The 25,423-nt window shown below is 61.2% G+C and carries 25 protein-coding genes and 1 tRNA gene; 14 read left to right on the forward strand and 12 right to left on the reverse strand.

Going from position 1 to position 25,423, the window contains the following annotated elements; all coding sequences use genetic code 11:
- Positions 1 to 2: 2 nt before the first annotated feature.
- Both RBA95_RS03080 and RBA95_RS03085 read right to left on the reverse strand, forming a co-directional pair.
- Positions 3 to 620 carry a hypothetical protein gene (locus RBA95_RS03080; RefSeq protein ID WP_306015336.1) on the reverse strand — a complete coding sequence of 206 codons (618 nt, stop codon included), beginning with the start codon at positions 618 to 620 and terminating at the stop codon, positions 3 to 5.
- 8 nt (positions 621 to 628) lie between these two features.
- Entirely contained in the window at positions 629 to 913 is a 285-nt protein-coding gene (locus tag RBA95_RS03085; RefSeq protein ID WP_306015337.1) for a DUF2312 domain-containing protein, read from the reverse strand.
- Between the two features lie 170 nt (positions 914 to 1,083).
- Between RBA95_RS03085 and RBA95_RS03090 the strand changes: the two genes are divergently transcribed.
- Positions 1,084 to 1,959: a 50S ribosomal protein L11 methyltransferase gene (locus RBA95_RS03090; RefSeq protein WP_306015338.1), complete on the forward strand. Its 876-nt coding sequence runs from the start codon at positions 1,084 to 1,086 to the stop codon at positions 1,957 to 1,959.
- Positions 1,960 to 2,029: 70 nt separating this feature from the next.
- On the opposite strand, the gene RBA95_RS03095 is transcribed toward RBA95_RS03090, so the two are convergent.
- Positions 2,030 to 2,188 (reverse strand): hypothetical protein, encoded by a 159-nt coding sequence (locus RBA95_RS03095; RefSeq protein ID WP_306015339.1) that lies wholly within the window; start codon positions 2,186 to 2,188, stop codon positions 2,030 to 2,032.
- 175 nt (positions 2,189 to 2,363) lie between these two features.
- Between RBA95_RS03095 and RBA95_RS03100 the strand changes: the two genes are divergently transcribed.
- Complete coding sequence (locus tag RBA95_RS03100; RefSeq protein WP_306015340.1) at positions 2,364 to 4,199, forward strand: aminopeptidase P family protein; 1,836 nt, start codon at positions 2,364 to 2,366, stop codon at positions 4,197 to 4,199.
- A complete protein-coding gene (locus RBA95_RS03105) occupies positions 4,199 to 4,759 on the forward strand; it encodes a hypothetical protein (protein WP_306015341.1) in 561 nt (186 codons plus the stop codon). The genes RBA95_RS03100 and RBA95_RS03105 overlap by 1 nt, the downstream gene beginning before the upstream one ends.
- Here the strand turns inward: RBA95_RS03105 and RBA95_RS03110 are convergent.
- From RBA95_RS03110 to ykgO, 5 genes are all read right to left on the reverse strand, one after another.
- On the reverse strand, positions 4,756 to 5,595 hold the full coding sequence (locus tag RBA95_RS03110) for an alpha/beta fold hydrolase (protein WP_306015342.1): 840 nt from the start codon (positions 5,593 to 5,595) through the stop codon (positions 4,756 to 4,758). The genes RBA95_RS03105 and RBA95_RS03110 overlap by 4 nt on opposite strands.
- Positions 5,596 to 5,616: 21 nt before the next feature.
- On the reverse strand, positions 5,617 to 6,171 hold the full coding sequence (locus RBA95_RS03115; protein WP_306015343.1) for a hypothetical protein: 555 nt from the start codon (positions 6,169 to 6,171) through the stop codon (positions 5,617 to 5,619).
- A gap of 59 nt (positions 6,172 to 6,230) precedes the next feature.
- Complete coding sequence (locus tag RBA95_RS03120; RefSeq protein ID WP_306015344.1) at positions 6,231 to 6,425, reverse strand: hypothetical protein; 195 nt, start codon at positions 6,423 to 6,425, stop codon at positions 6,231 to 6,233.
- Between the two features lie 77 nt (positions 6,426 to 6,502).
- Positions 6,503 to 7,108: an HAD family phosphatase gene (locus RBA95_RS03125; RefSeq protein WP_306015345.1), complete on the reverse strand. Its 606-nt coding sequence runs from the start codon at positions 7,106 to 7,108 to the stop codon at positions 6,503 to 6,505.
- Between the two features lie 6 nt (positions 7,109 to 7,114).
- Positions 7,115 to 7,240, reverse strand: coding sequence for a type B 50S ribosomal protein L36 (ykgO, locus tag RBA95_RS03130; RefSeq protein WP_009801967.1), 126 nt, complete (start codon positions 7,238 to 7,240; stop codon positions 7,115 to 7,117).
- 175 nt (positions 7,241 to 7,415) lie between these two features.
- Here ykgO and RBA95_RS03135 point away from each other — a divergent pair, with 175 nt between their 5' ends.
- Positions 7,416 to 8,624 (forward strand): lytic murein transglycosylase, encoded by a 1,209-nt coding sequence (locus RBA95_RS03135; protein ID WP_306015346.1) that lies wholly within the window; start codon positions 7,416 to 7,418, stop codon positions 8,622 to 8,624.
- A gap of 4 nt (positions 8,625 to 8,628) precedes the next feature.
- Here the strand turns inward: RBA95_RS03135 and RBA95_RS03140 are convergent, their stop codons facing one another.
- Positions 8,629 to 9,954, reverse strand: coding sequence for an MFS transporter (locus RBA95_RS03140; RefSeq protein WP_306015347.1), 1,326 nt, complete (start codon positions 9,952 to 9,954; stop codon positions 8,629 to 8,631).
- A 328-nt stretch (positions 9,955 to 10,282) separates the two neighbouring features.
- On the opposite strand from RBA95_RS03140, the gene RBA95_RS03145 reads away from it, so the two are divergent.
- The 6 genes from RBA95_RS03145 (at position 10,283) to RBA95_RS03170 (ending at position 16,978) form a co-directional block, all read left to right on the forward strand.
- The gene (locus tag RBA95_RS03145) at positions 10,283 to 10,936 is read left to right on the forward strand and encodes a hypothetical protein (protein ID WP_306015348.1); all 654 of its coding nucleotides are present in this window, start codon (positions 10,283 to 10,285) and stop codon (positions 10,934 to 10,936) included.
- A 352-nt stretch (positions 10,937 to 11,288) separates the two neighbouring features.
- Positions 11,289 to 11,498, forward strand: a complete 210-nt coding sequence (locus RBA95_RS03150) for a hypothetical protein (RefSeq protein ID WP_306015349.1) — start codon at positions 11,289 to 11,291, stop codon at positions 11,496 to 11,498.
- 118 nt (positions 11,499 to 11,616) lie between these two features.
- Positions 11,617 to 11,811 (forward strand): hypothetical protein, encoded by a 195-nt coding sequence (locus RBA95_RS03155; RefSeq protein ID WP_306015350.1) that lies wholly within the window; start codon positions 11,617 to 11,619, stop codon positions 11,809 to 11,811.
- Between the two features lie 1,138 nt (positions 11,812 to 12,949).
- On the forward strand, positions 12,950 to 13,816 hold the full coding sequence (motA, locus tag RBA95_RS03160) for a flagellar motor stator protein MotA (RefSeq protein ID WP_306015351.1): 867 nt from the start codon (positions 12,950 to 12,952) through the stop codon (positions 13,814 to 13,816).
- A gap of 59 nt (positions 13,817 to 13,875) precedes the next feature.
- Complete coding sequence (mnmD, locus tag RBA95_RS03165; protein ID WP_306015352.1) at positions 13,876 to 15,777, forward strand: tRNA (5-methylaminomethyl-2-thiouridine)(34)-methyltransferase MnmD; 1,902 nt, start codon at positions 13,876 to 13,878, stop codon at positions 15,775 to 15,777.
- Between the two features lie 343 nt (positions 15,778 to 16,120).
- Positions 16,121 to 16,978, forward strand: coding sequence for a WecB/TagA/CpsF family glycosyltransferase (locus RBA95_RS03170; RefSeq protein WP_306015353.1), 858 nt, complete (start codon positions 16,121 to 16,123; stop codon positions 16,976 to 16,978).
- Positions 16,979 to 17,091: 113 nt separating this feature from the next.
- On the opposite strand, the gene RBA95_RS03175 is transcribed toward RBA95_RS03170, so the two are convergent.
- A tRNA-Val gene (locus RBA95_RS03175) sits at positions 17,092 to 17,168 on the reverse strand.
- 328 nt (positions 17,169 to 17,496) lie between these two features.
- Between RBA95_RS03175 and RBA95_RS03180 the strand changes: the two genes are divergently transcribed.
- Positions 17,497 to 20,589 carry a TonB-dependent receptor domain-containing protein gene (locus RBA95_RS03180; RefSeq protein WP_306015354.1) on the forward strand — a complete coding sequence of 1,031 codons (3,093 nt, stop codon included), beginning with the start codon at positions 17,497 to 17,499 and terminating at the stop codon, positions 20,587 to 20,589.
- Positions 20,590 to 20,743: 154 nt separating this feature from the next.
- On the forward strand, positions 20,744 to 22,675 hold the full coding sequence (locus tag RBA95_RS03185; protein WP_306015355.1) for a S9 family peptidase: 1,932 nt from the start codon (positions 20,744 to 20,746) through the stop codon (positions 22,673 to 22,675).
- A 62-nt stretch (positions 22,676 to 22,737) separates the two neighbouring features.
- On the opposite strand, the gene RBA95_RS03190 is transcribed toward RBA95_RS03185, so the two are convergent.
- Both RBA95_RS03190 and cpdR read right to left on the reverse strand, forming a co-directional pair.
- Positions 22,738 to 23,367, reverse strand: a complete 630-nt coding sequence (locus RBA95_RS03190) for a hypothetical protein (RefSeq protein WP_306015356.1) — start codon at positions 23,365 to 23,367, stop codon at positions 22,738 to 22,740.
- A gap of 95 nt (positions 23,368 to 23,462) precedes the next feature.
- The gene (gene cpdR / locus RBA95_RS03195; protein WP_306015357.1) at positions 23,463 to 23,831 is read right to left on the reverse strand and encodes a cell cycle two-component system response regulator CpdR; all 369 of its coding nucleotides are present in this window, start codon (positions 23,829 to 23,831) and stop codon (positions 23,463 to 23,465) included.
- A 144-nt stretch (positions 23,832 to 23,975) separates the two neighbouring features.
- Between cpdR and RBA95_RS03200 the strand changes: the two genes are divergently transcribed.
- Positions 23,976 to 24,848 (forward strand): N-formylglutamate amidohydrolase, encoded by an 873-nt coding sequence (locus RBA95_RS03200; protein WP_306015358.1) that lies wholly within the window; start codon positions 23,976 to 23,978, stop codon positions 24,846 to 24,848.
- A gap of 169 nt (positions 24,849 to 25,017) precedes the next feature.
- Complete coding sequence (locus RBA95_RS03205; RefSeq protein WP_306015359.1) at positions 25,018 to 25,410, forward strand: helix-turn-helix domain-containing protein; 393 nt, start codon at positions 25,018 to 25,020, stop codon at positions 25,408 to 25,410.
- Positions 25,411 to 25,423 lie beyond the last annotated feature (13 nt).

Raw genomic sequence — 25,423 nt, forward strand, 5'->3', positions numbered from 1 at the left:
GGTTAGTCCTTGCCGCCCTCGATGACCCGAAAGCCACGCCGGGGGGCGGTCTCTTGCGGCGACTCATCCGCCTCGTTCGTCTCATCCGACGAAGGCGCTTCATCAGATTCGTCCGGCGTCTCTATCACTTCCGGCGTGAAGCCCTTGCGCACCAGCCCCGCCTTGTGCAGCTCGGACACCGGGTCGGGTGCGGTCTCTTCAACCGGGGCGATGACATCCTCGTTGATGTCGCGATCATTGGAGCGGCGTGCGGGCCCCTTGCGCTTGAAGCCCGAGCTCTTGTTCTTGAAGCTCGATCCGCCGCCGCGCGAGAAGCCCTTGGGCGCTTTGCCCTTGGCCTTCTTCTCGATTTCCTTGAGCTTGGCGAGCTGGAGCGTGGAGAGCGCTTCGCCGTCCGCGCCGAGGGACGGGTCGGCATAGGCGGAGCCAAATGTGTTCAAGCGCTCCTCGATGGAGCTCATGAACTCGTCCTCCCAGTCGGTCAGCTCGATCCGGGCCGCCTCGGCGGCGTCAGGATTGTCATCTTCGGCCTTGGCGATGGCGCGCTCGACGGCGGCCTTGGCCCGACGAATGCGGGCCAGAGCCTTGCGGGTCGACTTGTCATCAACCTCACGCGCCATAATCGGTCCTAGTTCTCGCCGACCGCGCCCAGATACAGCTCCAGCAGCGCTTCCATTTCCTGGCGCTCATGGGCGTCCTGTTTGCGCAGGGAGATCACCTTGCGCAGCACCTTGGTGTCATAGCCCATGGATTTGGCTTCGGCGTAGACTTCCTTGATGTCGGCGGCGACACCAGCCTTGTCTTCTTCCAGGCGCTCGATGCGGGCCACCAGGGCGCGCAGCTGATCACGGGCGGCGGCGCCGATGGCGTCGGATTCGTCTTTCTCGGGGGTCGAGGCGGCAAAGTCGGCCATGAGGGTCTCCTGGCGAGGATTTACGATCTTGCCCTCATCGATAGGCGAGGGGGGCGGGGCGGGGCAAGCCGGTCGTGACGCCCGAACGCGTTCTGATGCAGACGCGTTGCATGCTTTCTTTCCGTCTGAAGAGTCTTTAGAGCCCTTCCAGGACTGTACAGGAGACGAGCATGACCACCCTCTGGCGTCTTGAAGCGCGCGGCCCGATGGACCTCATTCGCGCGGCGAACGACCATCTGGACGCGGCGCTGGAACCGCTTCCGGTCAGTTGGTCCCTGTTCGAGGACGGCTCGCCGGAGGCCGGTCGCGTCGATGTCCTGTTTGATCACCAGCCGGACGCGGAAGCCTTTTGCCGTGACGTCGGACTCGAGCACGAGGCGGTGGAAGTCCTTTTCGCCCCTCTGCCCGATGAAGACTGGATCGCCCTGTCGCTGGAAGGCCTGCCCAGTGTCGAGGCCGGGCGATTCCTGGTGTATGGCGAGCACACCTCATCGGATTTGACCGAAGGACAGATCGGTCTGTGGATCGAGGCCGGTCCGGCTTTCGGCACGGGCCATCACGGCACCACCAAGGGCTGTCTGGAAGCGCTCGACAAGATCGACCAGTCCGGCTTTCGCCCCGAGACTGTGCTGGATCTGGGCACAGGGACGGGCCTGCTGGCCATCGCGGCGGCGAAGATCTGGTCAGACTGCGAGATCCTCGCCACCGATATTGATGAGGAATCCGTCATTGAAACCGTGGAGAATGCGGCCAAGAACGGGGTGAAAACCCGGATCGAGGCGGTGACCGCAGATGGCTTCCATCACCCGGTTTTTGATGACGCCTCTTACGATCTGATCTTCGCGAACATTCTGGCTGGTCCGCTGATCACGCTCGCGCCGCAGATCGCGGCGCGGCTTCAGCCGGGCGGTCGGATCATCCTGTCAGGCTTGCTGGAAGAGCAATCGGACAAGGTGGAGGCGGCCTATGACGCTGAAGGCCTCGCGCGCATTGACAAGGCCGTTCTCGGCGAATGGGTCACGCTGGTTTACGCCAGTCGGTCCTGAGCCTCGCAAAGAAAAAGCGCGCCAGCTGTGAGGCCTGGCGCGCTTTTAAATAAGCCGGAGAGAGAACGGCTTAGAGTTTGCGGACGCGATCGGCGAGGCCGATTTTCTCGAACAGCGAGTTGGCGTCGGTGTTGCGCGGACGGGCGCGCACGCCCGCCGTTTCCGCGCGGCGCACAGAGCGCAGGCCGTCGCAGGCGTTCAGGCGAAGATGAGCGTCGTGATGGAACATGGCGGGGCTCCCAAAGGGCGTGAATTTCGTAAGACCGGATATGAGCTTGTAAGGTTTGTTTAGCCATATCCAATTGCGCAGGTCCGTCTTGCGTTTCTGCAAGGCGGATCGGCTCGCTGCGAACTGTCGCACAGTTGAGATTGATAAGGTCGGGGCGCGGGCCTAGCTTGTGCGCATGACCCATCAGATCCAGCAATTTTACGTGAAGGGCGGGCCTCAGTACGGGCGCGAAAACCTTCCCAAGCTCCGCGCCAGCCTGGCTCAAGCCGGCCTGGACGGGTTCCTGATCCCGCACGAGGACGAGTACAATAACGAGTACTTGCCCGCGAACGCCGAGCGCCTGGCCTGGGCGACCGGCTTCACCGGCTCCGCCGGCGCGGCCGCCGTGCTGGGCGACACCGCAGCAGTCTTTGTCGACGGGCGTTACACCGAACAGGTCAAATCCCAGGTCGACAATGACCTGTTTGACTATGAGGACCTGGTGAAGACCGGCATGGCGGGCTGGATTCGCAAGACCGCCAAGCCGGGCCAGACCATCGGTTATGATCCGCGCCTGCATTCGCCGGACGCCTTGGTCAAGCTTCAGGACGCCGCCGACAAAACCGGCGCCAAGCTCGTTGCGGTCGACATCAACCCCATCGATACGGCCTGGGACGACCGTCCCGCCGCCCCGATGGCGAGTGTGCATCCCCAGCCGCTCGACGTCGCCGGTGAAGCGCATGGCGACAAGCGCAAGCGCATCGGCGCGGATGTGTCTGAAGACGGCGCGGACGCGGCGGTGATTACCGATCCGGCCTCCATCGCCTGGCTGTTCAATATCCGCGGCGGGGATGTGGCGTGCACGCCGCTGCCACTGTCTTCGGCCATCATCGAACCGTCCGGTCAGGCGACGCTGTTCATCAATGAAGCCAAGCTGACGGATGCGACCCGCAGCCATCTGGGCAATGAAGTCGCGATCCGACCCGAAACCGAATTCGCCGACGGGCTGAAAGCCCTGACAGGCAAGACGGTGCGCGTGGACCCGGCGACGGCTTCCGTCTGGGTGGTCCAGCAGCTTGAAGGCGCGGACGCCAAGGTGCAGCGCAAGCCCGACCCGGTCGCCTTGCCCAAGGCGTGCAAGAACCCGGTCGAGGTGGAAGGCAGCCGTCAGGCGCATATCCGCGACGGCGCGGCCATTGTGCGCTTCCTGCACTGGCTCGACACCGAAGCGCAGTCGGGCGAGATGGACGAGATCCGCGCGGCGATGAAGCTGGAAGAGTTCCGGCACATGTCGCCCCAGCTCAAGGACATCTCCTTCGAGACGATTTCGGCGGCCGGCCCCAACGGCGCCTTCCCGCATTATCGCGTGAATACGGATTCCAATCGGACGCTGGAGCTGGGCTCGCTCTTCCTGGTGGATTCGGGCGGCCAGTATCCCGATGGCACCACGGACATTACGCGCACCGTGCCGATCGGTCAGCCAAGCGCCCAGATGCGCCGCCATTTCACGCTGGTGCTGAAAGGGCATATCGCCCTTTCGCGCATCCGCTTCCCCGAGGGCACCTCCGGTCATGCGCTGGATGCGCTGGCGCGGCAGCCGCTCTGGATGGCGGGTCTGGATTATGACCATGGCACCGGCCATGGCGTGGGCAGTTATCTGGGCGTTCACGAAGGCCCGCAGCGTATTTCCAAGGCGCCGAACGCCATCGCGCTTGAAACCGGCATGATCGTGTCCAACGAGCCGGGCTATTACCAAGTCGGTGATTACGGCATCCGGATCGAGAACCTGCAGGTGGTCACCGAGGCCGAGCCGGTTCCGGGCGGCAATCGCTCCATGCACGGGTTTGAAACCCTGACCATGGCGCCGATGCACCGCGCGCTTGTGGACACCACGCTTCTGACCAATGACGAGCTGGTCTGGCTCGACGCCTATCACGCCCAGGTGCGTGAGAAGGTGCTGCCCCTGCTCGATGGCGAGGCCGCCACCTGGCTGACCAAGGCGTGCGAACCCTTCATCGGCGCCAAACCCTGATGAGAGCTGCGGCTCTGAATGTTTTGAAAGCGAGCCTGCGCCTTGGCGCCGGGCTCGCTCTTGCATTGGGGTTGACAGCCTGCTTCGCCAGCGAAGAGGAGCTGGTGGGCTATTGGGGCGCGGATCGGCCCATGGCGGCTGGGGTCTACGCCCATACGCCCACCCATCCTGATGGTGTGGAATGGGACCGGCCGACCTGGACCGGGGCGATCACCCTGTCTCAGCGGCGCTATGTTTCTGACATTGCCAACTTCCCGCACCAGAACGCCCGGTTTCACGAACTGTTCGAGGATGTCTTCATCGTTCAGTCCCCGCGCGAGGATGGCGTGGGATACGGGCTGGCCTTTGTCTATGAAGACGGTCGCGTGCTGAGCTATCACCAGCCGTCCTGCAGTGATGTGGCGGATGCCGTGCTGGAGACGGCGGGCGTGGAGCGCGATGCTGAGGGCTATTGCCCGATCCATGATCTCGATCAGCTGGAAACGGTGATGCGGGGGCTGTACGAGGCCGCCGAGGGCCAGCTCCGGGTCGATGGCGTCTATCGCCGGGTTGAAGGCTAGCGCTTGCGCGCCAGGACGTCCTCGACCGCTTTCGTCACTTCATGAGAATAGCCGTGGTGCAGATTGTGCCCGGCCTTGGCGAACAGCCTGAGCTCGCCATGGGGCAGGGTTTTCGCGACCGGTTCGGCGTGCCGGCTGGTGCGGACCACCGTATCCTTGGGGCCGGCCAGCAGGATCACCGGCTGGGTGATCTCGCCATAGCGGGTCTCCTGAGCGGCGAGGTGCGTGTTGACCTGCGCCATGTCCGCAGCGTTGGCTTTCCAAACGGAGGGCGTGAACAGGCGGTCAAGCCGAGCGGTCTCGACATAGCCGGTCGGCGCCTTTTCAGGATGGAAGGCGCTCGTGACGCCCGTCTTGAGCTGGCCCGGCCCCAGGACAGGCGCAATGACATGACTGATCAGGGGGCCGATGACCGGCCAATGGGTCAGCTTGTTATAGGCGGCGGCCTCCCCGACCCAGGCCCGCGCCGCCGGGCTGATCAGCACCCCGCCGCGGGCATGGCCCGGGCGATCCATCAACAGGCGAAGGGCGATGGCGGCGCCCCAGGAATGGCCCAGCACCACGACTTGCGGGATGCCGAGCGCGGTGAGGAAATGGGCGATCAGATCCGCTTCCCGCTCCGGCGACCAGGGGCCTTCAGGACGTTCGCTCCAGCCCAGCCCCGGACGGTCCAGCCAGATGACGCGATACGCCTCCAGCGCGTTTGAGAGCGCCATATAGGGTTCGTACAGCGATGTGGATGCGCCATGCAGCATCAACAGGGCGGGCGCATTGTCGGGGCCGGTGATGAGATAGTGAAGTCTGACACCGCCCAGCTCGATGAAATCGCCTGTCATGCGTCAGCCCTCGCGCCCACCCTAAAGCGCACGGCCTGCAAGCTCGCGCTCGAGCCGGGCCAGGGCGGGGCCGGCCGCCGGATGCAGCGGGTAGAGCAGAACCGCCTCACGATAGGCTTCCATGGCGGCTTCGCGAGCCTGCGCCTGCTCCAGGGCGCGGCCCAGCAGGGCCCAGGCGTCATAGCGACGCTCATCGAGTGTTACGGCCTGGTTCAGCGCCTGAAGCGCGAACTCCCAGTCAGACGCCTGTACAGCCAGTTCGGCGGAGACGATCCAGCCTTCCGCATAATCGGGTTCAAGCGCCCGCAAATGATCATAGGCGCGCCAGGCCGTGGCTTCGTCGCCGCGCTCACGCGCCTCTGCGCCGCGCTGAAGCAGCAGGTCTGCGGTGGCGCCGGCTTGCTGACGCCATAAGGAGCGCACTTCGTCGGCCAGACTGGCGGCGTGCTCTTCATCGGTGGCTGAAGCCAGGGCCTGAAGCTTCTCATCCAGGCGCTCTGAAATGGATTGGTGGACGCGCGCTTGCTCATCCTGCTGCGGCGCAAGATCAAGCGGCGTCGCCTGAAGGGCGGCCAATAGGCAGATCACCATCATGGGCGGAGAGGATAAGCGTCCTGACCCATGCGGCAAGCGGGCTATGCGGTTTTCCGAAGAAACAATCCGGAGTTCACGACGATGACGCCAATCGGCGCGCCAACCACGGCTCCGGCGATGAGGGCGCGAAGCGCGCCCGGCATGTCGGGAAAAGCGACCATCGCCAGCCATTGCGTGATGACAGCGAAGGCGATGAGCCCGATCGCGACCAATGTGACTGCCAGTGGGTTTCGCATACTCAAACTCGCTTCAGCGTCTGCTACATGCGTGTGCAACAGGCTAGCGTTTTGAGGTGAAAGTTTCAACCAGAGGCTTAAATCGACAGGCCGTGTTGGCGCAAGGCGGACGCAGCGCCCTCAGCGCCCCGAAAGACATGCCCCTTGAAACCGGCTTCAATCCCGGCGCGGACATTGTTTTCGCGATCGTCGATGAACAGCACGTCTTCCGGCGCGTGATCAATGCGCTCAATGGTCAGCTGGTAAAGCCGGGGATCGGGTTTGACCATCTTCTCCGCGCCCGAAACCACCACGGCGTCAAACGCGGCGATCTTGGGATAGGTCTCTTCGATATGAGACCATTTCTCGGCTGGAAGATTGGTCAGGGCGTATTGCGCCACGCCCATATCGGTCAGGCGATCGACGAGCGCTTCCATCCCGGTGATCCAGCCATCGAACATGTCATGCCAGCGCGCGTCCCACGCTTCGATCAGTTCGGCCTTGTCCGGATGGGCGTCGATCAGCGGCTTGCGGTTCTCCGCCATGGGCACGCCGCGGTCATGCTCGGTGTGCCAAGCCATCGTACAAACACCGCCGAGGAATTGCTCCACGGCGGCGTCGTCAGATAACAGAGATCTGTAGACCCGGCGCGGGTCCCAGTCGACCAGGGTATGACCCAGGTCCCAGAGAACCGCGCGCGACACGGCTGACTAGCCGGCGCGGGCTTTGAAGCGCGGGTCGGTTTTGTTGATCACGTAGACCTTGCCGCGACGGCGCACGACTTGGCAGTCGCGGTGGCGGTTTTTCAAGGACTTCAGGGAGCTGCGCACTTTCATGGTCGTCGCCCTAGCTAAATGCGGGTGGAGGACATAACGGCCCCCGGAAAATTCAAGAGGGCGCGATGTACTCAACCCTCAGCGCAGAGTCAACGCTTCTGGCGCCTCGCAAGTGCGTGCAAGCAGCGTTATCATCCGCTCAGGCGAGGGGCGAAACCGCGAATTCAGGATCATCATGATGATACGTACACTGTTCAAGGCCGCGGTTCTGGGCGCGGTGCTGCTGGCTTCAGGCGCAGCGGCCGCCCAGACCATGAGTTTTGAGGACTGGGCCAACAGCTTCCGGGAGCGACTGAGCGCGCACGGCGCGCAGCCCCAGACGATCGCGCTGATGATGGACGGTCTGGAGCCCGATCAGCGGATCATCGAGCGGGACCGGTCCCAACCTGAATTCGTGCGCCCGGTCTGGCAGTATCTCGACAGCGCGGCCTCCGATACCCGCACAAGCAACGGCCTCAGTGCAGCGGCGACCCATCGCGAGGCGCTTGATTCGGTGGAGGCCGAGTTCGGCGTGGACGCCAATATCCTGACCGCCATCTGGGGGCTCGAAAGCGCCTATGGCGTCATCCAGGGCGATAATGACGTCATCCGGTCGCTGGCGACCCTGGCCTGGGAAGGCCGCCGTCGCGAGTTCGCCGAACGCCAGCTTCTGGCGGTCGCAGACATGATCGAACGCGGCTATGCCGACCGCGACCAGCTCAAGGGTAGCTGGGCGGGCGCCATGGGGCAGACCCAATTCATCCCCACCACCTATCTCGAGCGCGCTGTGGACATGCATGGCGATGGCCATCGCGATATCTGGACGACCGAGGCCGACGCCCTGGGCTCGGCGGCGAACCTGCTGGCGCGCGCGGGCTGGCAGACCGACGCGCCTGTGGTGACCGAAGTCAGCCTGCCCGACGGGTTTGATTACGCAGGCTGGGAAGAGCGCGACCGCCGCGCCGTTTCGGCCTGGGCGATGGACGGGGTGCGTCCGGTCCACGGAGAGTGGAGCCCGGATGACCTGTATCGTCCGGCCCGGATCGTGCTGCCGGCCGGCGCTGACGGTCCGGCCTTCATGGCCTTCACCAATTTCGACGTCATCATGCGCTACAACAATTCCACCGCCTATGCGCTGGGGGTCAGCTATCTGGCCAAGCGCCTTGCAGGGCAGGAGGTCATGCCGGACGGCTGGCCGGAGGATAATCCGCCGATCAACCGCACCCAGTCGCGCGAGCTGCAGCAGACCCTGACCGATCTCGGGCATGACACGCGCGGGGTGGACGGGATTTTCGGGGCCAATAGTCGTGCGGCCCTGAAATCCTTCCAGGCCGCCAATGGCATGACGCCGGACGGTTATGCCGGGCTCCGGACCTATGAAGCGGTGATGGCGCGGGCCCAGTAGCGGCTCAGGCGGGCGGCGTGTCCTCGACCGTCGGGGTCAGCGCCGCCGTCGTCGCGCGCACGCGCGGATGCATCAGCGCCAGCGCGCAGCCGACCACGGCCAGCCCGGCATTGAGCTCGAACGGGGCGGCCGGCGCGACGCTTTGATACAGCCACAGCCCGGTGATGGGCGCGATCATGAACCCCACGCCCGCCGTGGCGGTGGTCAGCCCCGCCGCCCGGCCCTGTTCCTCCGGATCCACCGCCAAGGATGCGCCCGCCGTAAAGCCCGAACGCGCCAGGCCGAAGCCAAAGCTGTTGAACACATAGCCCAGCACGATGACCACGTAATTGGGCGCGAAGATCATCGTCACATTACCCAGAACCACCATCACCGCGCCGATCACCATCAAGACGCGCGGCGTGGTGTTGAGCACCGGGATCACCACCAGCTGGGCGAAGATCAGACCCGCCGCGCCCGCCGTCAGCGCGATGGAGCCCAGTTGCAATCCGCCCGCCGCATCCATGCCCAACCGGTCCATGATGTAAAAGCTCAGCGATTGCAGGCTCGCCGCCTGGGCCATCCACATGGCGCAGCCATAAATCATGAAGGCAGTGAGACGCGGATCTCCGGCGAAGCGGAACTGGACCAGCGGATTGATCGGGCGACCCTTTTTCTGCGGCGGGGTCTGTTCGGGCAGGAACAGGCGCACGCACACGGCGGCGATCCCCACCATGATCGCCACCAGCACCATGAAGGTGGAAATGCCGATCCGGTGGGAGAAAAAGCCCGCCAGCGCCGGCCCGATCACAGTCCCCAGGCCGAAAGCCGCCGTCAGCGCCGACAGGGCGCGGGTGCGCTGGGACGGCTCGGTGCGGTCGGCCACATAGGCCTGCGCCGCCGGATTGGTGGCCGAGCCCAGTCCTCCGAAGATCGAGCGCGCCATCGCCATGGCGATGATCGCCGCCATGGGGGGCAACAGCCCCACCTGGCCTGCCCAGGCGCCCGCCGCAAAGACGAGGCAGGAGCCTGCAAAGGCGGACAATCCGAAGACGATCAATGGGCGGCGTCCATGCCGGTCTGACAGGGCGCCCCAGACCGGGCTCATGACCAAGAACAGAAGTGCCGAAACCGTGTAGATCGCCCCGACGAAGACCTCGTCCACCTGAAGGTCCCGCGCCAGCGGCGGCAGGATCGCGAACAGCATGGAATTGCCGATGGACGTTGCGATCAGGCACAGGAACAGAAGCCGAAAGGCGCGCCGGCGCACTTCGGGACTGGATGGATTGGCGGGATCATAGGGCGGGTTCATAGGGTTACAGACATAGGCCCGCCCGTGAGCGGCGTCCATGCCCATGCGAGCAGGGCCGCTATGCGTGGGGCTCGTGCAGCTGGCCCGCACATTAAGGGGCAAGACGAAGGGGTAACTAACTCAGCAGCGTCACGGGCTGCCTATCTGCGACGCAAAGCCAATTGGAAGTTTCTCGACTTCCGGTTCGGCTTCCGGTTTCAAGAACAGAGATGGCCGAGCTTGGTCTGCGGGGGCATATGGCACATCGTAAGCCGTGGAAAAGATTTATAGGAAGATATGTATATCGGTGGGAAATTTAAGTAACCCATGCTCCAACAACACCTGAAAATACATGCGTGACACTGGCGGATATTCAATGATGGCATCCATGAAATCTTGCGCAGCGACTGTCGCAATGAGCTTGCATATCGTTGGGTGTGTCGAAGTGCCTGCAACATACCCAGCGCAAGGCCTGATCGTTGTAAGCGATGAGGGTGCTAGTCCGTGTGCTGCAATTCTTGATTTGCGACCCTTGAGAAATGAAGAGCGCGTGATTGCATTTGAAACGGCAAGTGAAGCGGTCGGAGCGCGGATTTACCGAAGTGACTTTCCTGCTCTCTTCGAAGTGGGTGTGTTCCGCGCGCATCCCTGTTCACAGGTAGAGCTGGAAGTCGATATCGATGTGTTTGCGCGTAACTTACTTGATATCGAGGACCCCATAATTACTGCTTCCCCCGATGGTCATGTTATATTTGTGGATAACTACGAGAATCTAACTTCTGAACAAAAATTATTGGCGCTTGTTGAGCAGGGAAACACGGGTGGCTACTGCGAAGTTCGAAAGGAATACGACCTTTCTGCCAATTACCTGTATCTAGGGCTTGGAGCTACCGCAGTTATGCATGATCAGGCATTCCCATTGATAGACTTTTATCAGTCAAACAACATAATTGATTATACATTCTACATTCCCTGCGGATCGCAGGTCGATTCATATGTGTCTTATGCAGAGTCTAAGACGTTCGGATCCGATTCAAAATAAGGTGAGTGCTTTATAGCTGTAGAGATGCGGCTGCCTTGGGGCGAAGAGGGCATTGAGGTTTAGCGTAGGTGCGGAGTCTGTGCTTTGGGCTTCTTGCGCAGTACTTCTAATCTGTACGGATGCGCTAAAGCGGCTCGGTGTGGTCGGCCACATAGGGTTACAGATATAGGCCCGCCCGTGAGCGGCGTCCTTGCCTATGCGAGTAGGGCGGCTATGCGTGGGACTCGTGCGGCTGGCCTGAGATTATTCATTTCAGTCCGAAACTGCGTCGCTAAATGGGCTGGTGTTCCCTATGGTGTGTTCAACGCTGCTAGTTCCGGCCCAGAAGGTGCAGAATGCAGGTAGATGAGACATGAAAAAATATTCGATCGCACACAAAGTTTTTGGTGTTTCTGTTGCTGCAATAATGGTGGCTAGCGCTATAAACGCATACTTCAATTACTTCTCGTTCGGCGGCTATGCGAAGCATGTGGCCGTCTTTGTGTTTATTGCAGGTTTTTCTTTGTCGATGTGGATTGTGGGTATCCCATTGCGCGATTGGTTCAATGTTGAAAGACATTAAGCGGTGGTGCGTCGCGAACGGCCATGCTGGCCAGAGGATGACAGGGGCTATCTCGTTCATGTTGTTGCGATGGGCCCTGTAAAGGTTGGTTGGCCCTCATTTGGTGTGGAGCGTTGATGTGAATAAATACCTTAAAGAGTTTACCTTATTGAGTGCTCTTTTCGCGGTTGGTTGGGTTTCGTTTGCGATACTTTACATACTGGGCACCAACCATGTGCTGCTTGGGGTCAGCTCTTTATTTTCTCACTTCGTTGCTATGATTTTATTTACGATAATTATTGGGCTGATGCGCCCTGTTGATATTAAAGATTGATGTTTTTCGTGTTGTCTCGTTGTGACTAACTAGATGCACACGGAGGCGCACCCCGCTCTCAGCGATAGCGTAGGCCATCGATGCCGCTGCCGCTGCACCATACGAATATCGGCCGAGATTTTATTGCTCACCCAATGCCGCGAGAACTTGGGTCGCTTTCGCCTTTGTACTGCTTCGATGGGCCATAAATTGATCCCGATATTGCGATATGGAGTTGCATGGCTGCGCATCGTATCGTGAGCCTCGAGAGACGCGGCGGAAAATGGCATTATGGTTGGCCCTTGCAGATTATCGCCAACAGCAAGTTCCTCATAAAATGAAGTGGTGGGATTTAATTGTGATTAGGTCAGTTGATTTCATACCTATATTTTGGGCTGTTGTTACAATAATTCTAAACATTTTGGGGGTTAGTCTTGTAATATGGGTGCCTTACCTAATAGCAGTTTTGATGCCATTTTTATATTTCAGAGATACTGGTTCTAAAAATTTTAGAGCTGTGATGATGTTAGTGATTTGTGTAATGTACTCTTTTGCGTGTAGTATGTTTATGCCAATTAATTTTTAAGATCGTGGTTCATATATTTATAGCTTGCTAGTTGATCGCAGCCTTTTTCTGTAGTGATCTTGCATGCTTGATAATCTCCATATTTGCGGGTCGTCTGAGTCTATCCTGCGCGGCAATGCCGTGCAGACCGATTTAATTAGGACGCCGCCTCACGCCTTGATGAACTCGAGACCGAAATGGTGAGAGCAGAGGAGTGCCAGCATCATGAAAATAAATGGATCGCGATTGGTTGGCGCCACTCGGTTTGGCATCTTTTCGGCGGTTGGATTCTTTTTCGTCGGTTTCATTTATTCTTATCTTCGGGAAAGTTATGCTTCATTTTCGTCCATGCTGCTGATGGCCGCAGTGTTCGGGCTTGTGCTTGGTGCTGGGGCTTATGTTCGAGCATCAAACACGGACGGGCGAAATGAGTAGCGCCCGAGCCAAATCCAGAGTCTTTCCCACCTCCTAACGCGTCGAAAACCGGGCCTTAAGCATCAGCGCGTATAACCGTCCCGAAATCGGACGCTGAAGGGCAGACAGAGCGGCAGGAGCCGCCGGGCCTTCGGACGTCGCCTAGAACGGGTGGTGGGAATGTTTCAGATTATCGGGATTGTGGTCCTGTTTGCGATGGTGTTCGGCGGCTTCACGCTCGCCGGCGGCAAGTTCGACATTATCATCGCGGCATTGCCGTTCGAGCTGATGATGATCATGGGCGCGGCGATCGGCGCCTTCCTGATCAGTAACTCGCTGGGGACGATCACCAAGACGGCGGGCGACTTCGCCAAGCTGGTGGCCGGGCCCAAATGGGGCAAGCAGGACTACATGGACCTGCTCACGCTGCTGTTCCAGCTGACCAAGACCATGAAGACCAAGGGCGTGATCGCGCTGGAATCCCATATCGAGAACCCGCACGACAGCTCGATCTTCTCGGCCTATCCGAAAATCATGAAGGACCATTTCGCCATCGACTTCATCTGCGACACGCTGCGGATGATGACGATGAACCTGGAAGACCCCCACCAGGTTGAAGACGCGATGGAAAAGCAGATCGAAAAGCACCACCACGAGGCCGCCACCCCGGCCCACGCCCTGCAAAGCATGGCGGACGCCCTGCCGGCGCTGGGGATCGTGGCCGCGGTGCTGGGGATCATCAAGACCATGGGCGCGATCGACTCTCCCCCGACCGTGCTCGGCGCCAAGATCGGTTCGGCCCTGGTGGGCACCTTCCTCGGGGTGTTCCTGGCCTATGGCCTGGTCGGTCCGTTCGCGGCGCGCCTGAACGAGATCTATGAAGAAGAGGGCGCCTTCTACAAGATCATCCAGTCCGTCCTTGTGGCGCATCTGCACGGCAACGCCGCCCAGATCTCCGTCGAGATCGGCCGCGGCAATGTGCCAAGCAGCTTCCAGCCGAGCTTTGCAGAGCTTGAGGAAGCCAGCTCCAACGCGCCGACGATCTGACGCCCCGCCGTAATTAGGACTTGCGCCCGCCCGGCTCTTTGGCCAAGGCGGGCGCTGTCATGTCTGAACGCCTTGATCCTCACGCCCTCAAGCGCCCCCATGCCCGCATTGACTGGACCGAGACCGGCCCGGTCGCCGTGGATGCGGGCGATGTCTATTTCTCGGCCGAGGATGGTTTGGCCGAAACCCGCTCGGTGTTTCTGAAGGCTGCAAACTTTCCGGAACGCTTCGCCAGGGGCCGCCCGACCGTGGTCGCCGAGCTGGGCTTCGGCACCGGGCTGAATTTCCTGGCGCTGTGGGATCTGTTTGTGAAGACGGCTCCGTCCGACGCCCGGCTCCATTTTGTCAGCGTCGAGGGCTTCCCGTTGCACCGTGACGACGCGAAGCGCGCGCTATCGGCGTTCCCGGAGCTGGCGGAATTGAGCGCCCAACTGACCGAGGTCTGGCCCAGCCCCCATAAAGGCCCGCACCGGCGCGTCTTTGAGAACGGTCGGGTCATGCTGACGGTGTTCCATGATCTGGCCGAAACCGCCTTGCCCGAGATGGCCTTCAAGGCGGACGCCTGGTTCCTGGACGGGTTCGCCCCGGCCAAGAACCCGGACATGTGGGACACTGATGTGTTTGCCGAACTGGCGCGTTTGAGCGCGCCGGGCGCGCCGGCGGTCACCTTCACGGTGGCCGGCGCGGTGCGACGGGGCCTCGCCGCCGCCGGGTTCAGTGTTGAGAAAAAGCCGGGGTTTGGACGCAAGCGGGAGCGCCTGGAGGCGATCTTTGCGGGCGAGAGCCCTGATGAGGCGCCAACGCCCTTTCCCGCCGCGCAAGCGGTCGACGGACCCATCGCTGTCATCGGCGGCGGCATCGCCGCGGCGAGCCTGGTGCACGCCTTTGCCTTGAGGGGGCGAGGCGTGGAAGTGTTTGCGCAAGGCGGCTGGGCGTCCGGGGCGTCCAGCGCGCCGCGCGGCCTGCTGACCCCCAGGCTGGAAGTGGCCGATCGCCCCCATAACCGGGCTTTGCTGGCGGCGTTTGATTATGCCCGCATCGCTTATCAAGACTGTCAGGGCTTTGAGCCGACGGGCGTGGCCCGGCTGGCCTCTGACGCCAGGGCGGCGGAGCGGCTGGCCCAGCTGGCCGATGCGCTGGATGAGGGTTTTGGCTTTCTTGATCCGGAACAGGCGCAAGCGCGATGCGGGCTAGGCGCAGAGGCGGGGGCGCTCTGGATGGCGTCTGCGGCGCAGATCCGGCCGGCCATGCTGGTCTCAGAGCTGGCGAAGGATGCGCCCTGCCGGGATGTTGCCATTGAGCATCTTGAGCAACGCAGTGATGGCTGGTGGCTCTCCACCGGGCAGGCAGAGACGTTCGGCCCCTATGCGGCCGTGATCTGTGCGGGGGGCTGGGCGCAGCATCGTTTGTTAGGCGCTCAAGGGTTCGCGCTTGAACCCACAGCCGGGCAGGTGGCCCTGTTCGAGAGCGGGTTTGATCTGCGCGCTCCAGCGGCGTGGGGCGGGTATGCCGCCCGCCTGGGGGATCGGATGCTGATCGGCGCGACCCATGTCAAAAGCGAAGACGCGGGCGACGTTCAGGAGGCTGAAGCCGAACTGAGAAGCCAGGCCCGCTCCGCGCCGGGCGGTCCAATCCCGCTGGGTGCGCGTCATGAAAGCTGGTCGGGTGTGCGGGCGGCTGTTGCGGATCGTCTGCCGCTGGTGGGCGGTTTGCCGCCCACAGGCTTTGACGAAGCCTGGCGTTCGCACGCCAAGGGCGGCCCGGTCCCGCAGGACATGACACTGGCGCCGTCTTTCGTGTTTGTCCTAGGCGGTTTCGGCGCGCGCGGCTTTGCACACGCGCCCTTGCTCGCCGAAGCCCTCGTCAGCGCGCTCTGCAATGAACCAGGCCCGTTGGAACGCTCCGGTCTCGCACGTCTTCACCCGGCGCGTTTCGCTTGGCGCCGTTTGCGGCGCGGCTGAGCGGTCGATCGCGACGTTCAATATCGGACAGCCCTGCTGCAGGCAGTCCGTTCGAGCGCCCAGGCTGATCCACTCCGGCCCGCCCAGATTCAGGGCCAGGGGCCCAATCTGCACTTCCAGATGTTGTCCGCGCGCCGGGGCGCCGGCCTGTGCGGGGGAGAAGGCCAGCACCAGGGCGGCGGCAGTCGAGCCGAGCGTCAGGGCCAGAATATGATCGGAAGGGGACATGGCGTGTCATCCGTTGCAGATACGCCATAGGGATGCGCGCAAGTCCGAGATTGGATGCGGCGCGGTTCTTGCTCGTTTCAGCCTGAAGTCTTTCAGACTGGAGCAAAACGGCACGATGACTGCGCATCTCGACTCAGAAAAGCTCAATGCCCTGTCCACGGATGTGGTCTGGAAGAGCCAGGACCGACGCCAGGGCGCGCGTCATATCTGGTTCCTCAATGCGGCGTTCGACCGGATTTCAGCCGATATCGCGCTCAAGCGGATTGCCGAGCGTCCCGCCAAGCAGGACTTCGCCTTTGTCGTCACGCCCAATGTGGACCATCTGGTCCGTCTGCAGGGCGAAACGGTTCTGGCCCGTCTGTATGCCCAGGCCTGGCTGACCGTATGCGATAGTCGCGTTCTGGAGCTGATAGCTGAGCTGTCGGGCGAGGATGTTGATGTCACAACGGGCTCGGACCTGACAGAAGCGCTGTTTGATCAAGTGATCGAGCCGGACGAGCCGGTGGTCGTCATTGGCGGGGATGACGGCGTGATTGACGGCCTCAAGCAACGGTACGGCCTGTCCGACATTCGCTGGCATCAGCCGCCCATGGGGCTGAAGTCCAATCCTGAAGCCATTGCCGAGTGCGCCGCTTTCGTGGCCGCCAACCCCAGCCGGTTCAGCTTCATCTGCGTCGGGTCTCCCCAGCAGGAGCTGGTGGCGGAAGCGTGCCTTGAGCGCGGTGATTGCACGGGGGTGGGGCTGTGTGTCGGCGCATCGCTGGACTTCCTGTCCGGCAAGGCGCGCCGGGCGCCTCAATGGATGCAGCAGGCGCGTCTGGAATGGCTGTTCCGTCTGGCGGAGGAGCCGGGGCGCATGTGGAAGCGCTACCTCGTGGACGGGCTGAAAGTACTGGCCTTGTGGTGGCGCTGGCGGCAGGCCCGCACGCGCCTGCATCATCTCGAGCAGGATTTGCTCGATAGACTCGGTTAGGCGCCGGACACATTGCCAATGACAAAAGACCGCGCATTGCGCGGTCTTTTGTTTGCATCCGAAAGAGCGCCTTGAAAGCGTTCCGAGTGGCAAATTCATCATGGAGTAGGGAATGGTGGGCGCGACAAGATTCGAACTTGTGACCCCTACGATGTCAACGTAGTGCTCTGACCAACTGAGCTACGCGCCCGCTATGGCATGCCATAGACATCGCGGCGGTGGGCCGCGAGAGGACGCGTAATAAGTCGGGGGGCTTGTCTGTGTCAATCGCCCTTGCTGTGGCGGATGCAGTGTTTTGCAGCTGCTGGATGCTGAGGGCTGAGAGTGACAGCTGGTCGCCGTGGTTATTGCAAAAAAGCAACATTGTTGACGAAACAGGTTCTGGAATGTGTCAAATCTGTGATCAGCATCTAGGACGCCTGTCCTTCCTGATCTAGAAAACCTCACAAGCGTGTAAAAGATATGCGCGTGCTAGCTCCACACGCAGAGGTGGAGTTCCAATCCGAAGGGGAACGATCGTGAGCAATACCAACAAAGAGCGCCTGCTGCGCTCGACCGTTCTGGCAGGCGTTGCGGCGCTGACCATGGGCGGTGCACCTGTCTTCGCTCAGGAAGCGGACGAACCGGTGCAAACCAACGAAGAAGAGGAAGCCGCGCCTGCGCCGGCAGCCTCTGGCGACCGCATTGTTGTGACCGGTTCGCGCATCGCGCGCGACGAGTTCAGCTCTGCTTCGCCGATCCAGGTCATCGATGGCGAAATCGCCCGTGACCTCGGTCTTGTGGACGCGGCAGACCTGCTGGCGCAAACCACTGTTGTGACCGGCCAGCAGATCACCACCGGCCTGTCCACGTCTGGCGGCATCCTGTCTGACAACGGTCCGGGTTCGGCGACCGCCAACCTGCGCGGCCAAGGCGCTGGCCGTACCCTGGTTCTGGTCAATGGTCGTCGTCTGGCTCCGGCCGGCGTGCGCGGCGCACCGAGCGCGCCTGACCTGAACCTCATCCCGGGTTCGCTGATCGAGCGCGTTGAAGTGCTCGTTGACGGCGCGTCCTCGGTCTACGGTTCCGACGCCGTGGCCGGCGTGGTGAACTACATCCTCAAGGATGACTTTGACGGTCTGACCCTCGACGCCTTCATGACCGACCCGGAAATGTCCGGCGACGGTGGCCGTCAGCAGGTCTATTCGGGCACCCTGGGCGTGACCTCGGACCGTGGCTTCATCGGCTTCGCCGCTGAATATTCCGAAACCGACGGCTACACCAACCGCCAGTTCGGTTCCTTCTGGGAACCCTTCGCAGGTGACTGTATCTCTTCTTACGCAGTCGGCGCTTCCGGCCAGCGTTACGAGAGCTGCGGCGGTTCCTTCGGCGCGGGCTCCGGCTCCGTGGCCGGCATCGGCTTTGTCGCTTACGATCCGACCCGCAACGAAGCCGGTCTTCCGAATGGCTTCTTCCGCGTTCCGATCACATCAGACCTGCTGACCTCGGGCTCCGAGAACGGCCGGGCCCTGCTGCTGTGGCCGGAAGAGCTGGACGCGGTCCGCGCTCCGGATTTCGAACGTCTGACCCTGTACACCACGGGTGAGTACGAGCTGGGCGGCTATGGCAACATCACCGCTTACTTCGAAGCCTCCTTCAGCGAGCGTGACACCTCCACCCGTACTTCGGGTCAGGGCCGCGTTCGTCTGCCGGCATCCTATGCTCTGAACCAGTTCGGCCGTGACGCGACGCTGTACTACAGCTCTCAGATCGAGACCGACACGGTCGTGTCCCAGACCCGCTTCATCGGCGGTCTGCGCGGTGAGCTGCCGTTCCTGAACGGTCTTGGCACGCTCAACAACTGGACCTGGGACGCATATGTCAGCCACTCGCGTTCGTCGGGCTTCGACCGCGTTGAGGGCGTCTACCACTACCCGCGTTTCGAGCAGACCATCGCCAACACCGAAATCGTCGGCGGCGAAGCAGTCTGTAATCCGCGCGGCGTGCCGAACGAAGGCCAGCAGGTCGTCTGTCGTCCGCTTGACTTCTTCAGCGAAACCTTCCTGACCACGGGTCGTTTCGAAAATGAAGAAGACAACGACTACTTCTTCCCGAACCGCATCTCCAACACCGCCGTTGAGCAGAACATCTACACCGGTTACGTCGCTGGTGATCTGGTGAACCTGCCGGCCGGTCCGATGAGCCTGGTTCTGGGTTACGAGTACCGTGAAGACTCCATCACCACCGATACCGATGCTCTGGCGGCTGCCGGCGACTTCTTCGGCTTCTTTGGTGACCCGGGCTCCAACGGTCAGCGCAACCTGATGGAAGCCTTCGCCGAAACCGAGATCCCGGTTCTGTCCGGTCTGGACTTCGCTGAAGAGCTGTCCTTCAACCTGGCCGCTCGCTGGACTCAGGAATCCGAGTTCGGTTCGTACATCACCTACCGTATCCAGGGTCTGTACGCTCCGAATGACTGGCTGCGTTTCCGCTCCACCTTCGGCACCTCCTTCCGTGCGCCGAACCTGAACGAACAGTTCGGTGGTCGCGTGCAAGGCTTCGGCAACCCGAATGACCCGTGCCGCGTGCCGGGCACCGCGCTGCCGTTCGTCGATCACGACAACGATCCGTCTACCCCGGATCAGCGTCAGTACGACCCGAGCCTGGACACCCGCGAAGCGTCCGTGATCCAGAACTGCATCAACGGCGGTGGCCCGTTCAACCTGCCGGGCACCGATCCGTTCACCCTGGGCACCTCTGGTCTGGGCACCCCGACCGTGACCTTCCTGGGTTCTCCGACCCAAGTGGCTTCGGGCTCCAACCCGAACCTCGACGCGGAAACCTCTGAAGCGTTCACCGGCGGTTTCGTGCTTGAACAGCCCTGGTTCGATCGGTTCGATCTGCGTCTGACCTCCACCTACTTCCACATTGCTGTGGATGGTGAGGTTGACCAGCTTTCCGCCACCACGATCGTGAGCCGTTGCTACAACGACAACAACCTCGCCGATCCGCAGTGCGCCTTCATCACGCGTTCGCCTGACTCTGGTGAGATCACCTTCGTGGAAGCTCTGAACCAGAACCTGGGTGAGCAAGTCTCCGAAGGTGTCGACCTGAACGTCGAGTTTGGTCTGGACTTCAATGTCCCTTGGGTCGAATCCGGCCTGCGTTACGACGCCATCTTCCGCGGCACTCAGATGCTGACCCAAACGGAAGAAGAATTCCTGGCCGACGGTGTTGAGATCGACGACGATCTGACCGAGTACGGCAACCCGGAATTCCGTGCGAGCCTGACCCACGTGCTGGGTTACAAAGACTGGCGCGTGCTGTGGCAGACCCGTTACATCTCCGAGTTCATCGAAGACAATGATGATCCGGAAGATACGACGACTTCGTCCTTCAACCCGTGTATCCAGGCTGGCGACGGTCCTTGCGTGATCCTTGAAGACTCTCCGGAGTACTTCGTGCACGACATGTCCGTGTCCTACCTGTACGACACCTGGGCGTTCCGCGCCGGTGTGAACAACGTCTTCGATGAAGCACCGTTCGTTCAGACCAATGTGAACTCTGTTCGCGGCACGGGCTATGACCTGAACGGTCGTACGTTCTTCGTGAACGTGTCCAAGCAGTTCTAAGACTGCGATCCTTCACGGGATTAGGAAACGCCCCGCGTCTCAGACGCGGGGCGTTTTTTTTCCGTGTTTTACCAGCAGTAACGTTTGACAGTTTTCCGCTGCTCCGGGACACTTTGGAAAAATCTTACCGAGGATGAAAATGATGGGGAGCCTTGTGATTAGGAAGCTTCTGGTCTTGCTCGCATTCGCCATGAGCTGCGGTGCAAGCTGGGCCCAGCCGCAAGAAATTGAGGTTGAGGTCTGGGCGGATACCGACCAGGTGACCGCCGTCGACATGTCGCCGAACGCAGAGCGGATCGCCATGCTGATGCGCCGTTCGCAAGCTGGCGATCCTGAACTTTTGCTTTTTGACGCCGATGATCTGGGGGGCAGCCTTCAGGCGATTGCGGTGGAAGAGGGTCTGACGCCGACCAGCCTGTTCTGGGCGAATGACCGCTATCTCATCGTGTCGATGATCGTCGAGCTGTCTCAAGCGGGACGGCCGGTGTTTCTGCCTCGCGTGCTGTCCTTTGACGTTGAGGAGCAAAGCTGGCGCAGCATGGTCCGTATCGGCGGCCGTGACATTCGCAGCAATGCATCCAACATGATGGCCCAATTGGGCGTTGGTCGTGTGCAAAGCCGCCTGATCGATGACCCTGACCACATTCTCGTCGCGCACACTGAAGAACGCGGCCAGAGCCCGAACCTGTATCGCACGAACGTTGCTACGGGCGCGCGGGAACTGGTGTTCCGGGGCAATAGCCGGTTTGACGGCCTGATTGTGGACCGTCAGGGCGAAGTGCGCGGCGCCACCGAATACGACGTGTCCGCGAACCGGGTGATCACCCTGGCGCGGACGGGACCGGAAGATGACTGGCGTGAGATTGGCGCGCTTGATGCATCGAACCGGGACCGTTTTGACCTGCTGGGCTTTTATGACCCCGAACGGCCCAACACGGCGCTGATCTCGGCAGACGAGCCGGGTGAGAACACCATCGGGATCTACGAACAGGACATCACGACCGGAGAGCGTGAGCTGCTGTTCCGCACGCCCGACTATGACGCAGTCAACGCGATCCTGTCGCCGCGTGCATCTGATGGCTCTCGTGTTGTGGGCTATCGCTATGCCGACCTTGAAGGCATCCAGCAATATTACATCGACGAAGAGTTCGGCGGGCTTCATGCGGGCCTGACCCAGGCTTTCCCGGGCCGTTCAGTGCAGATTCTCCGGTATTCGGAAGATGGCGGCACGGTGTTGCTTTACACCTCCGGTCCGCAGGATCCGGGCACCTGGTATCTGCTGCGGGATGGGCGCGTGGCGCGTCTGATCGGTCGTAACGCTGATCTGCCGCCCGAAGCGCTGTCTCCGAGCTATCTCGTGGAATACGAGGCGCGCGACGGCATGCCGATGAGCGGTTATGTGACGGTGCCTGAAGGTGAAGGGCCGCATCCCCTGATCGCCATGCCGCATGGCGGTCCCTGGGTTCGTGATTATCTGGGTTATGATGAATGGGCCCAGATGCTGGCCAACCGCGGTTGGGCGGTGTTCCAGCCGAACTATCGCGGCTCGCGGATGCTGGGCAAGGCGCACTGGATCGCAGGCGATCGCCAGTGGGGCCTGAGCATGCAGGATGATGTCGAGGATGGCGTTCAAGCTCTGATCCAGGAAGGCATCGCCGACCCGGACAAGCTTGGCTTCTTCGGCTGGTCCTATGGCGGTTACAGCGCGTTTGCGGCTGCAACCCGTCCCAATTCGCAATTCAACTGCATTGCATCCGGCGCTGGCGTGGCCGATATCCGTCGCATCCGCGGCGGTCTGTCGGGCAGCCGTTTCCTGCGGGAGTTCCAGCAGCCCACGATTGACGGTGTGAACCCGATCGAACTCGTGGATCAGGTGGAGCGTCCGATGTTCATCGTCCATGGCGATTACGACACCACTGTTCCCGTCGAGCATAGCCGTCGCTGGGTCAGCGGCGCAGAGGCCGCGGGTGTCGACATCAGTTATGTCGAAATCGAAGACATGGGCCACAGTCCGCGTACCTTCGAGGACAACATGCAGTGGCTGCCAGGCCTGTTCGAGTTCTTTGAAACCAAGTGCGGTTTCTAAGCGAACAAAGAAAGGGGTAAGGCCTGGGCCTTACCCCTTTTTTCTTGCCGGTTTGAGTATGATCACTCCCGGCGCACTACGCGATAGGCGGCGCCGCTTCCGTTCACGCGCAGCAAGTAGCTGCCCATGCTGGCGCGCCGGATCTCCACATAGACCGGGCCGCGATTGAAATTCGGTGACCGGCGAAGGTCCGGGCCCCCCACATGCTCCCAGACCTGACCGTTGACCATGACGAAGAAGACGTCGTCATAGCCGCGGCGCTCGATCTCGGCGAGCTGAAGGCGGATTTCATCAATCTGTCCGCCATTCGTGCGGGACAAGACTTCCGACTGTCGAGGCGCTTCGGCGGTGTTCCCGGGCGCAGCGGCCTCGTCCTCGGCTGGTTCTTCCAGACTGCTCTCAGATCTACCGCCGAACAGGGAGAAGGACAGGTTGGGGAGGCTGGGAAGCTCCAATCCGAAGCCGTCCTGTTCAACCGCTTCGACTTCGCTGCGGTTCACAACGACAAGATCGTCCGAGATGTCCGTCAGCGGCGCGACCGCCTCATCATAGCAAGCCAGTCGTGCTGCATCCTCAGTGATATTGCTGCAGGCGATCACAGCCTGCAGGTCAGGGCTTTGCGCACTGGCGGCTGTCGGGAAAAAAAGTGCAAGGCTGCTAGCAGTGCAGACAAGCCAACTGTGCTGGCGCATGTGAGGCTCCTAACTTCAGCGGTTCCGCAAACTTTCTTGCAGACACGGCTAATGAAGTCAGCTTTGTACCATCAATCAAGCGGGATTTGCTTCACTTAAGCGGCCTCGACCACTTTCGCGACTTCGTCGACCAGGTCGCGCAGGTGGAAGGGCTTGGACAGGACCTTGGCCTGGTTGGGCGCCTGGGAGCCGGCGTTCAGTGCGACGGCGGCGAAGCCGGTGATGAACATGATCTTCAAGCCCGGGTCGATCTGGGCCGCGCGGCGGGCCAGCTCGATCCCGTCCACGCCCGGCATGACGATGTCAGTCAGCAGCAGCTCGTATGCGCCAGGCGTTTCGCCCAGAGAATCGAGCCCTTCCTCGCCATCAGCCACAGCGTCCACGTCATGGCCCGCGCGATTGAGCGCCTTGGCCAGGAAGTCACGCATGGAGTCATCGTCTTCTGCCAGAAGAATGCGGGCCATTGCCGCCCCCTTGTCTGTTTCCACCAATCGATAGGCTAACCCAAACTCGTAAAAGTCAACTGAACGCATAGGCGCCGCGCAACCGCTTTATCAGTGAGGCTTATGCCGCATTGACCTTCTGCGCTTTGCGATCACAATCAACCCATGCAACCGGCATCAGAATCCATGATTGGCGTGATTCATGAACCCGTGATCGTTCATGAGCCTGATCTGCGCACCTCGCCCTTCATCTTCGCCTCGCCGCATTCGGGACGATGTTATGAAGAGGGCTTTCTGCGTCAGGTCAGCGCGCCCTTGTCTGTGCTGCGCCGGTCAGAAGATGCGTATGTGGACCAGTTTTTCACTTCGGTGACCGAGATGGGGGCGAGCTTCGTCGAGGCGCTGTTTCCGCGGGCCTTTGTGGATCCCAATCGTGGACCGGACGAGCTGGACGCACGTCTGTTTGAGGATGCGGCGTCGATCGGGCTGGCGCCCCCCAATGCGCGTACGTCGGCCGGGCTAGGCGTTGTGCCGCGTCTTGCGGCGGATGGACGGAGCATTCATCCGGGCAAGATCTCTTACGCGGAAGGCCGCCGCAGGATTGATGCGTATTACCGTCCCTATCACGATGCTTTGAAGTCCCAGATCGACCGGGCCGTGGATCAGTTCGGTCATGCGGTTCTGATTGATTGCCATTCCATGCCGTCATCGAGCGGGCGAGGCGCAGACATTGTTCTGGGCGATCGCTTCGGCGCCTCCTGCGGGCGAAATTTGATCAACCATGCAGAAGCGTATTTCAAATCGATGGGCTTTGCGGTAACCCGGAACCGTCCATATGCCGGGGGGTACACAACGGAGCATTACGGTCAGCCTTTGGCCGCAGTGCATGTCATGCAAGTGGAAATCAATCGCGGATTGTATCTGCGTGAGGCTGACGTGCAACCTTCGTCGAGTATGGACAAATTGACTGAACGCCTGAAAACATGGGCCAAGTCTATGATTTGTACGGAACACACAGGTAGACTTGCCGCGGAGTAAAGTTTTTTGGAAAGCATATTCTAAGAGTCTTTCCTCAGAAGCGATGTGTGCTGCTGTGTTCACTTGCGAGGCGAACAGGGCTGTGCCATATCTCAGGTGTCATTGAAGTGTCGTGTTGCGATGATGACGGGGGAGTCGCAACTGGAAAAATTGATCGAGGGTTTTCACAATGACCAATGCAATTGACCATCACGTGGGTAAACGGATCCGTCGCCGTCGCCGTCTGCTGGGCCTGACCCAGCAACAGCTTGCGCAATCGGTCGGCATTCGCTTCCAGCAAATCCAGAAATACGAGAGCGGCGCAAACCGCGTCAGCGCGTCTCGCTTGTTCGAGCTGGCTGAAGCGCTCGATGTCCCCGTTCAATACTTCTACGAAGGTCTTCAGGGCTCTGGTGAATCCGCCGCGCCAGAGGGCGAGAACGTCGCCGCCGACGTGCTTTCGCAAAAAGAGACGCTTGATCTGGTCCGCGCCTATTACAAGCTCAACGAACGGCCGCGTCGTCGCCTGCTTGAGCTGGCTCGGTCGCTCGATCCCGATTCCCGCGGGGAAAACGTCGCTTAAGCCTTGTCGTTCG

Origin of the sequence: Oceanicaulis sp. MMSF_3324 (assembly GCF_030733545.1) — a bacterium.
Classification (GTDB): domain Bacteria; phylum Pseudomonadota; class Alphaproteobacteria; order Caulobacterales; family Maricaulaceae; genus Oceanicaulis.

What these genes read in the sequence shown, in the direction of transcription:
- RBA95_RS03080 (WP_306015336.1), bottom strand. Translation starts at nt 620, where the DNA reads ATGGCGCGTGAGGTTGATGACAAGTCGACCCGCAAGGCTCTGGCCCGC.
- RBA95_RS03085 (WP_306015337.1), bottom strand. Translation starts at nt 913, where the DNA reads ATGGCCGACTTTGCCGCCTCGACCCCCGAGAAAGACGAATCCGACGCC.
- RBA95_RS03090 (WP_306015338.1), top strand. Translation starts at nt 1,084, where the DNA reads ATGACCACCCTCTGGCGTCTTGAAGCGCGCGGCCCGATGGACCTCATT.
- RBA95_RS03095 (WP_306015339.1), bottom strand. Translation starts at nt 2,188, where the DNA reads ATGTTCCATCACGACGCTCATCTTCGCCTGAACGCCTGCGACGGCCTG.
- RBA95_RS03100 (WP_306015340.1), top strand. Translation starts at nt 2,364, where the DNA reads ATGACCCATCAGATCCAGCAATTTTACGTGAAGGGCGGGCCTCAGTAC.
- RBA95_RS03105 (WP_306015341.1), top strand. Translation starts at nt 4,199, where the DNA reads ATGAGAGCTGCGGCTCTGAATGTTTTGAAAGCGAGCCTGCGCCTTGGC.
- RBA95_RS03110 (WP_306015342.1), bottom strand. Translation starts at nt 5,595, where the DNA reads ATGACAGGCGATTTCATCGAGCTGGGCGGTGTCAGACTTCACTATCTC.
- RBA95_RS03120 (WP_306015344.1), bottom strand. Translation starts at nt 6,425, where the DNA reads ATGCGAAACCCACTGGCAGTCACATTGGTCGCGATCGGGCTCATCGCC.
- ykgO (WP_009801967.1), bottom strand. Translation starts at nt 7,240, where the DNA reads ATGAAAGTGCGCAGCTCCCTGAAGTCCTTGAAAAACCGCCACCGCGAC.
- RBA95_RS03135 (WP_306015346.1), top strand. Translation starts at nt 7,416, where the DNA reads ATGATGATACGTACACTGTTCAAGGCCGCGGTTCTGGGCGCGGTGCTG.
- RBA95_RS03140 (WP_306015347.1), bottom strand. Translation starts at nt 9,954, where the DNA reads ATGGACGCCGCTCACGGGCGGGCCTATGTCTGTAACCCTATGAACCCG.
- RBA95_RS03145 (WP_306015348.1), top strand. Translation starts at nt 10,283, where the DNA reads ATGAAATCTTGCGCAGCGACTGTCGCAATGAGCTTGCATATCGTTGGG.
- RBA95_RS03150 (WP_306015349.1), top strand. Translation starts at nt 11,289, where the DNA reads ATGAAAAAATATTCGATCGCACACAAAGTTTTTGGTGTTTCTGTTGCT.
- motA (WP_306015351.1), top strand. Translation starts at nt 12,950, where the DNA reads ATGTTTCAGATTATCGGGATTGTGGTCCTGTTTGCGATGGTGTTCGGC.
- mnmD (WP_306015352.1), top strand. Translation starts at nt 13,876, where the DNA reads ATGTCTGAACGCCTTGATCCTCACGCCCTCAAGCGCCCCCATGCCCGC.
- RBA95_RS03170 (WP_306015353.1), top strand. Translation starts at nt 16,121, where the DNA reads ATGACTGCGCATCTCGACTCAGAAAAGCTCAATGCCCTGTCCACGGAT.
- RBA95_RS03190 (WP_306015356.1), bottom strand. Translation starts at nt 23,367, where the DNA reads ATGCGCCAGCACAGTTGGCTTGTCTGCACTGCTAGCAGCCTTGCACTT.
- cpdR (WP_306015357.1), bottom strand. Translation starts at nt 23,831, where the DNA reads ATGGCCCGCATTCTTCTGGCAGAAGACGATGACTCCATGCGTGACTTC.
- RBA95_RS03200 (WP_306015358.1), top strand. Translation starts at nt 23,976, where the DNA reads ATGCAACCGGCATCAGAATCCATGATTGGCGTGATTCATGAACCCGTG.
- RBA95_RS03205 (WP_306015359.1), top strand. Translation starts at nt 25,018, where the DNA reads ATGACCAATGCAATTGACCATCACGTGGGTAAACGGATCCGTCGCCGT.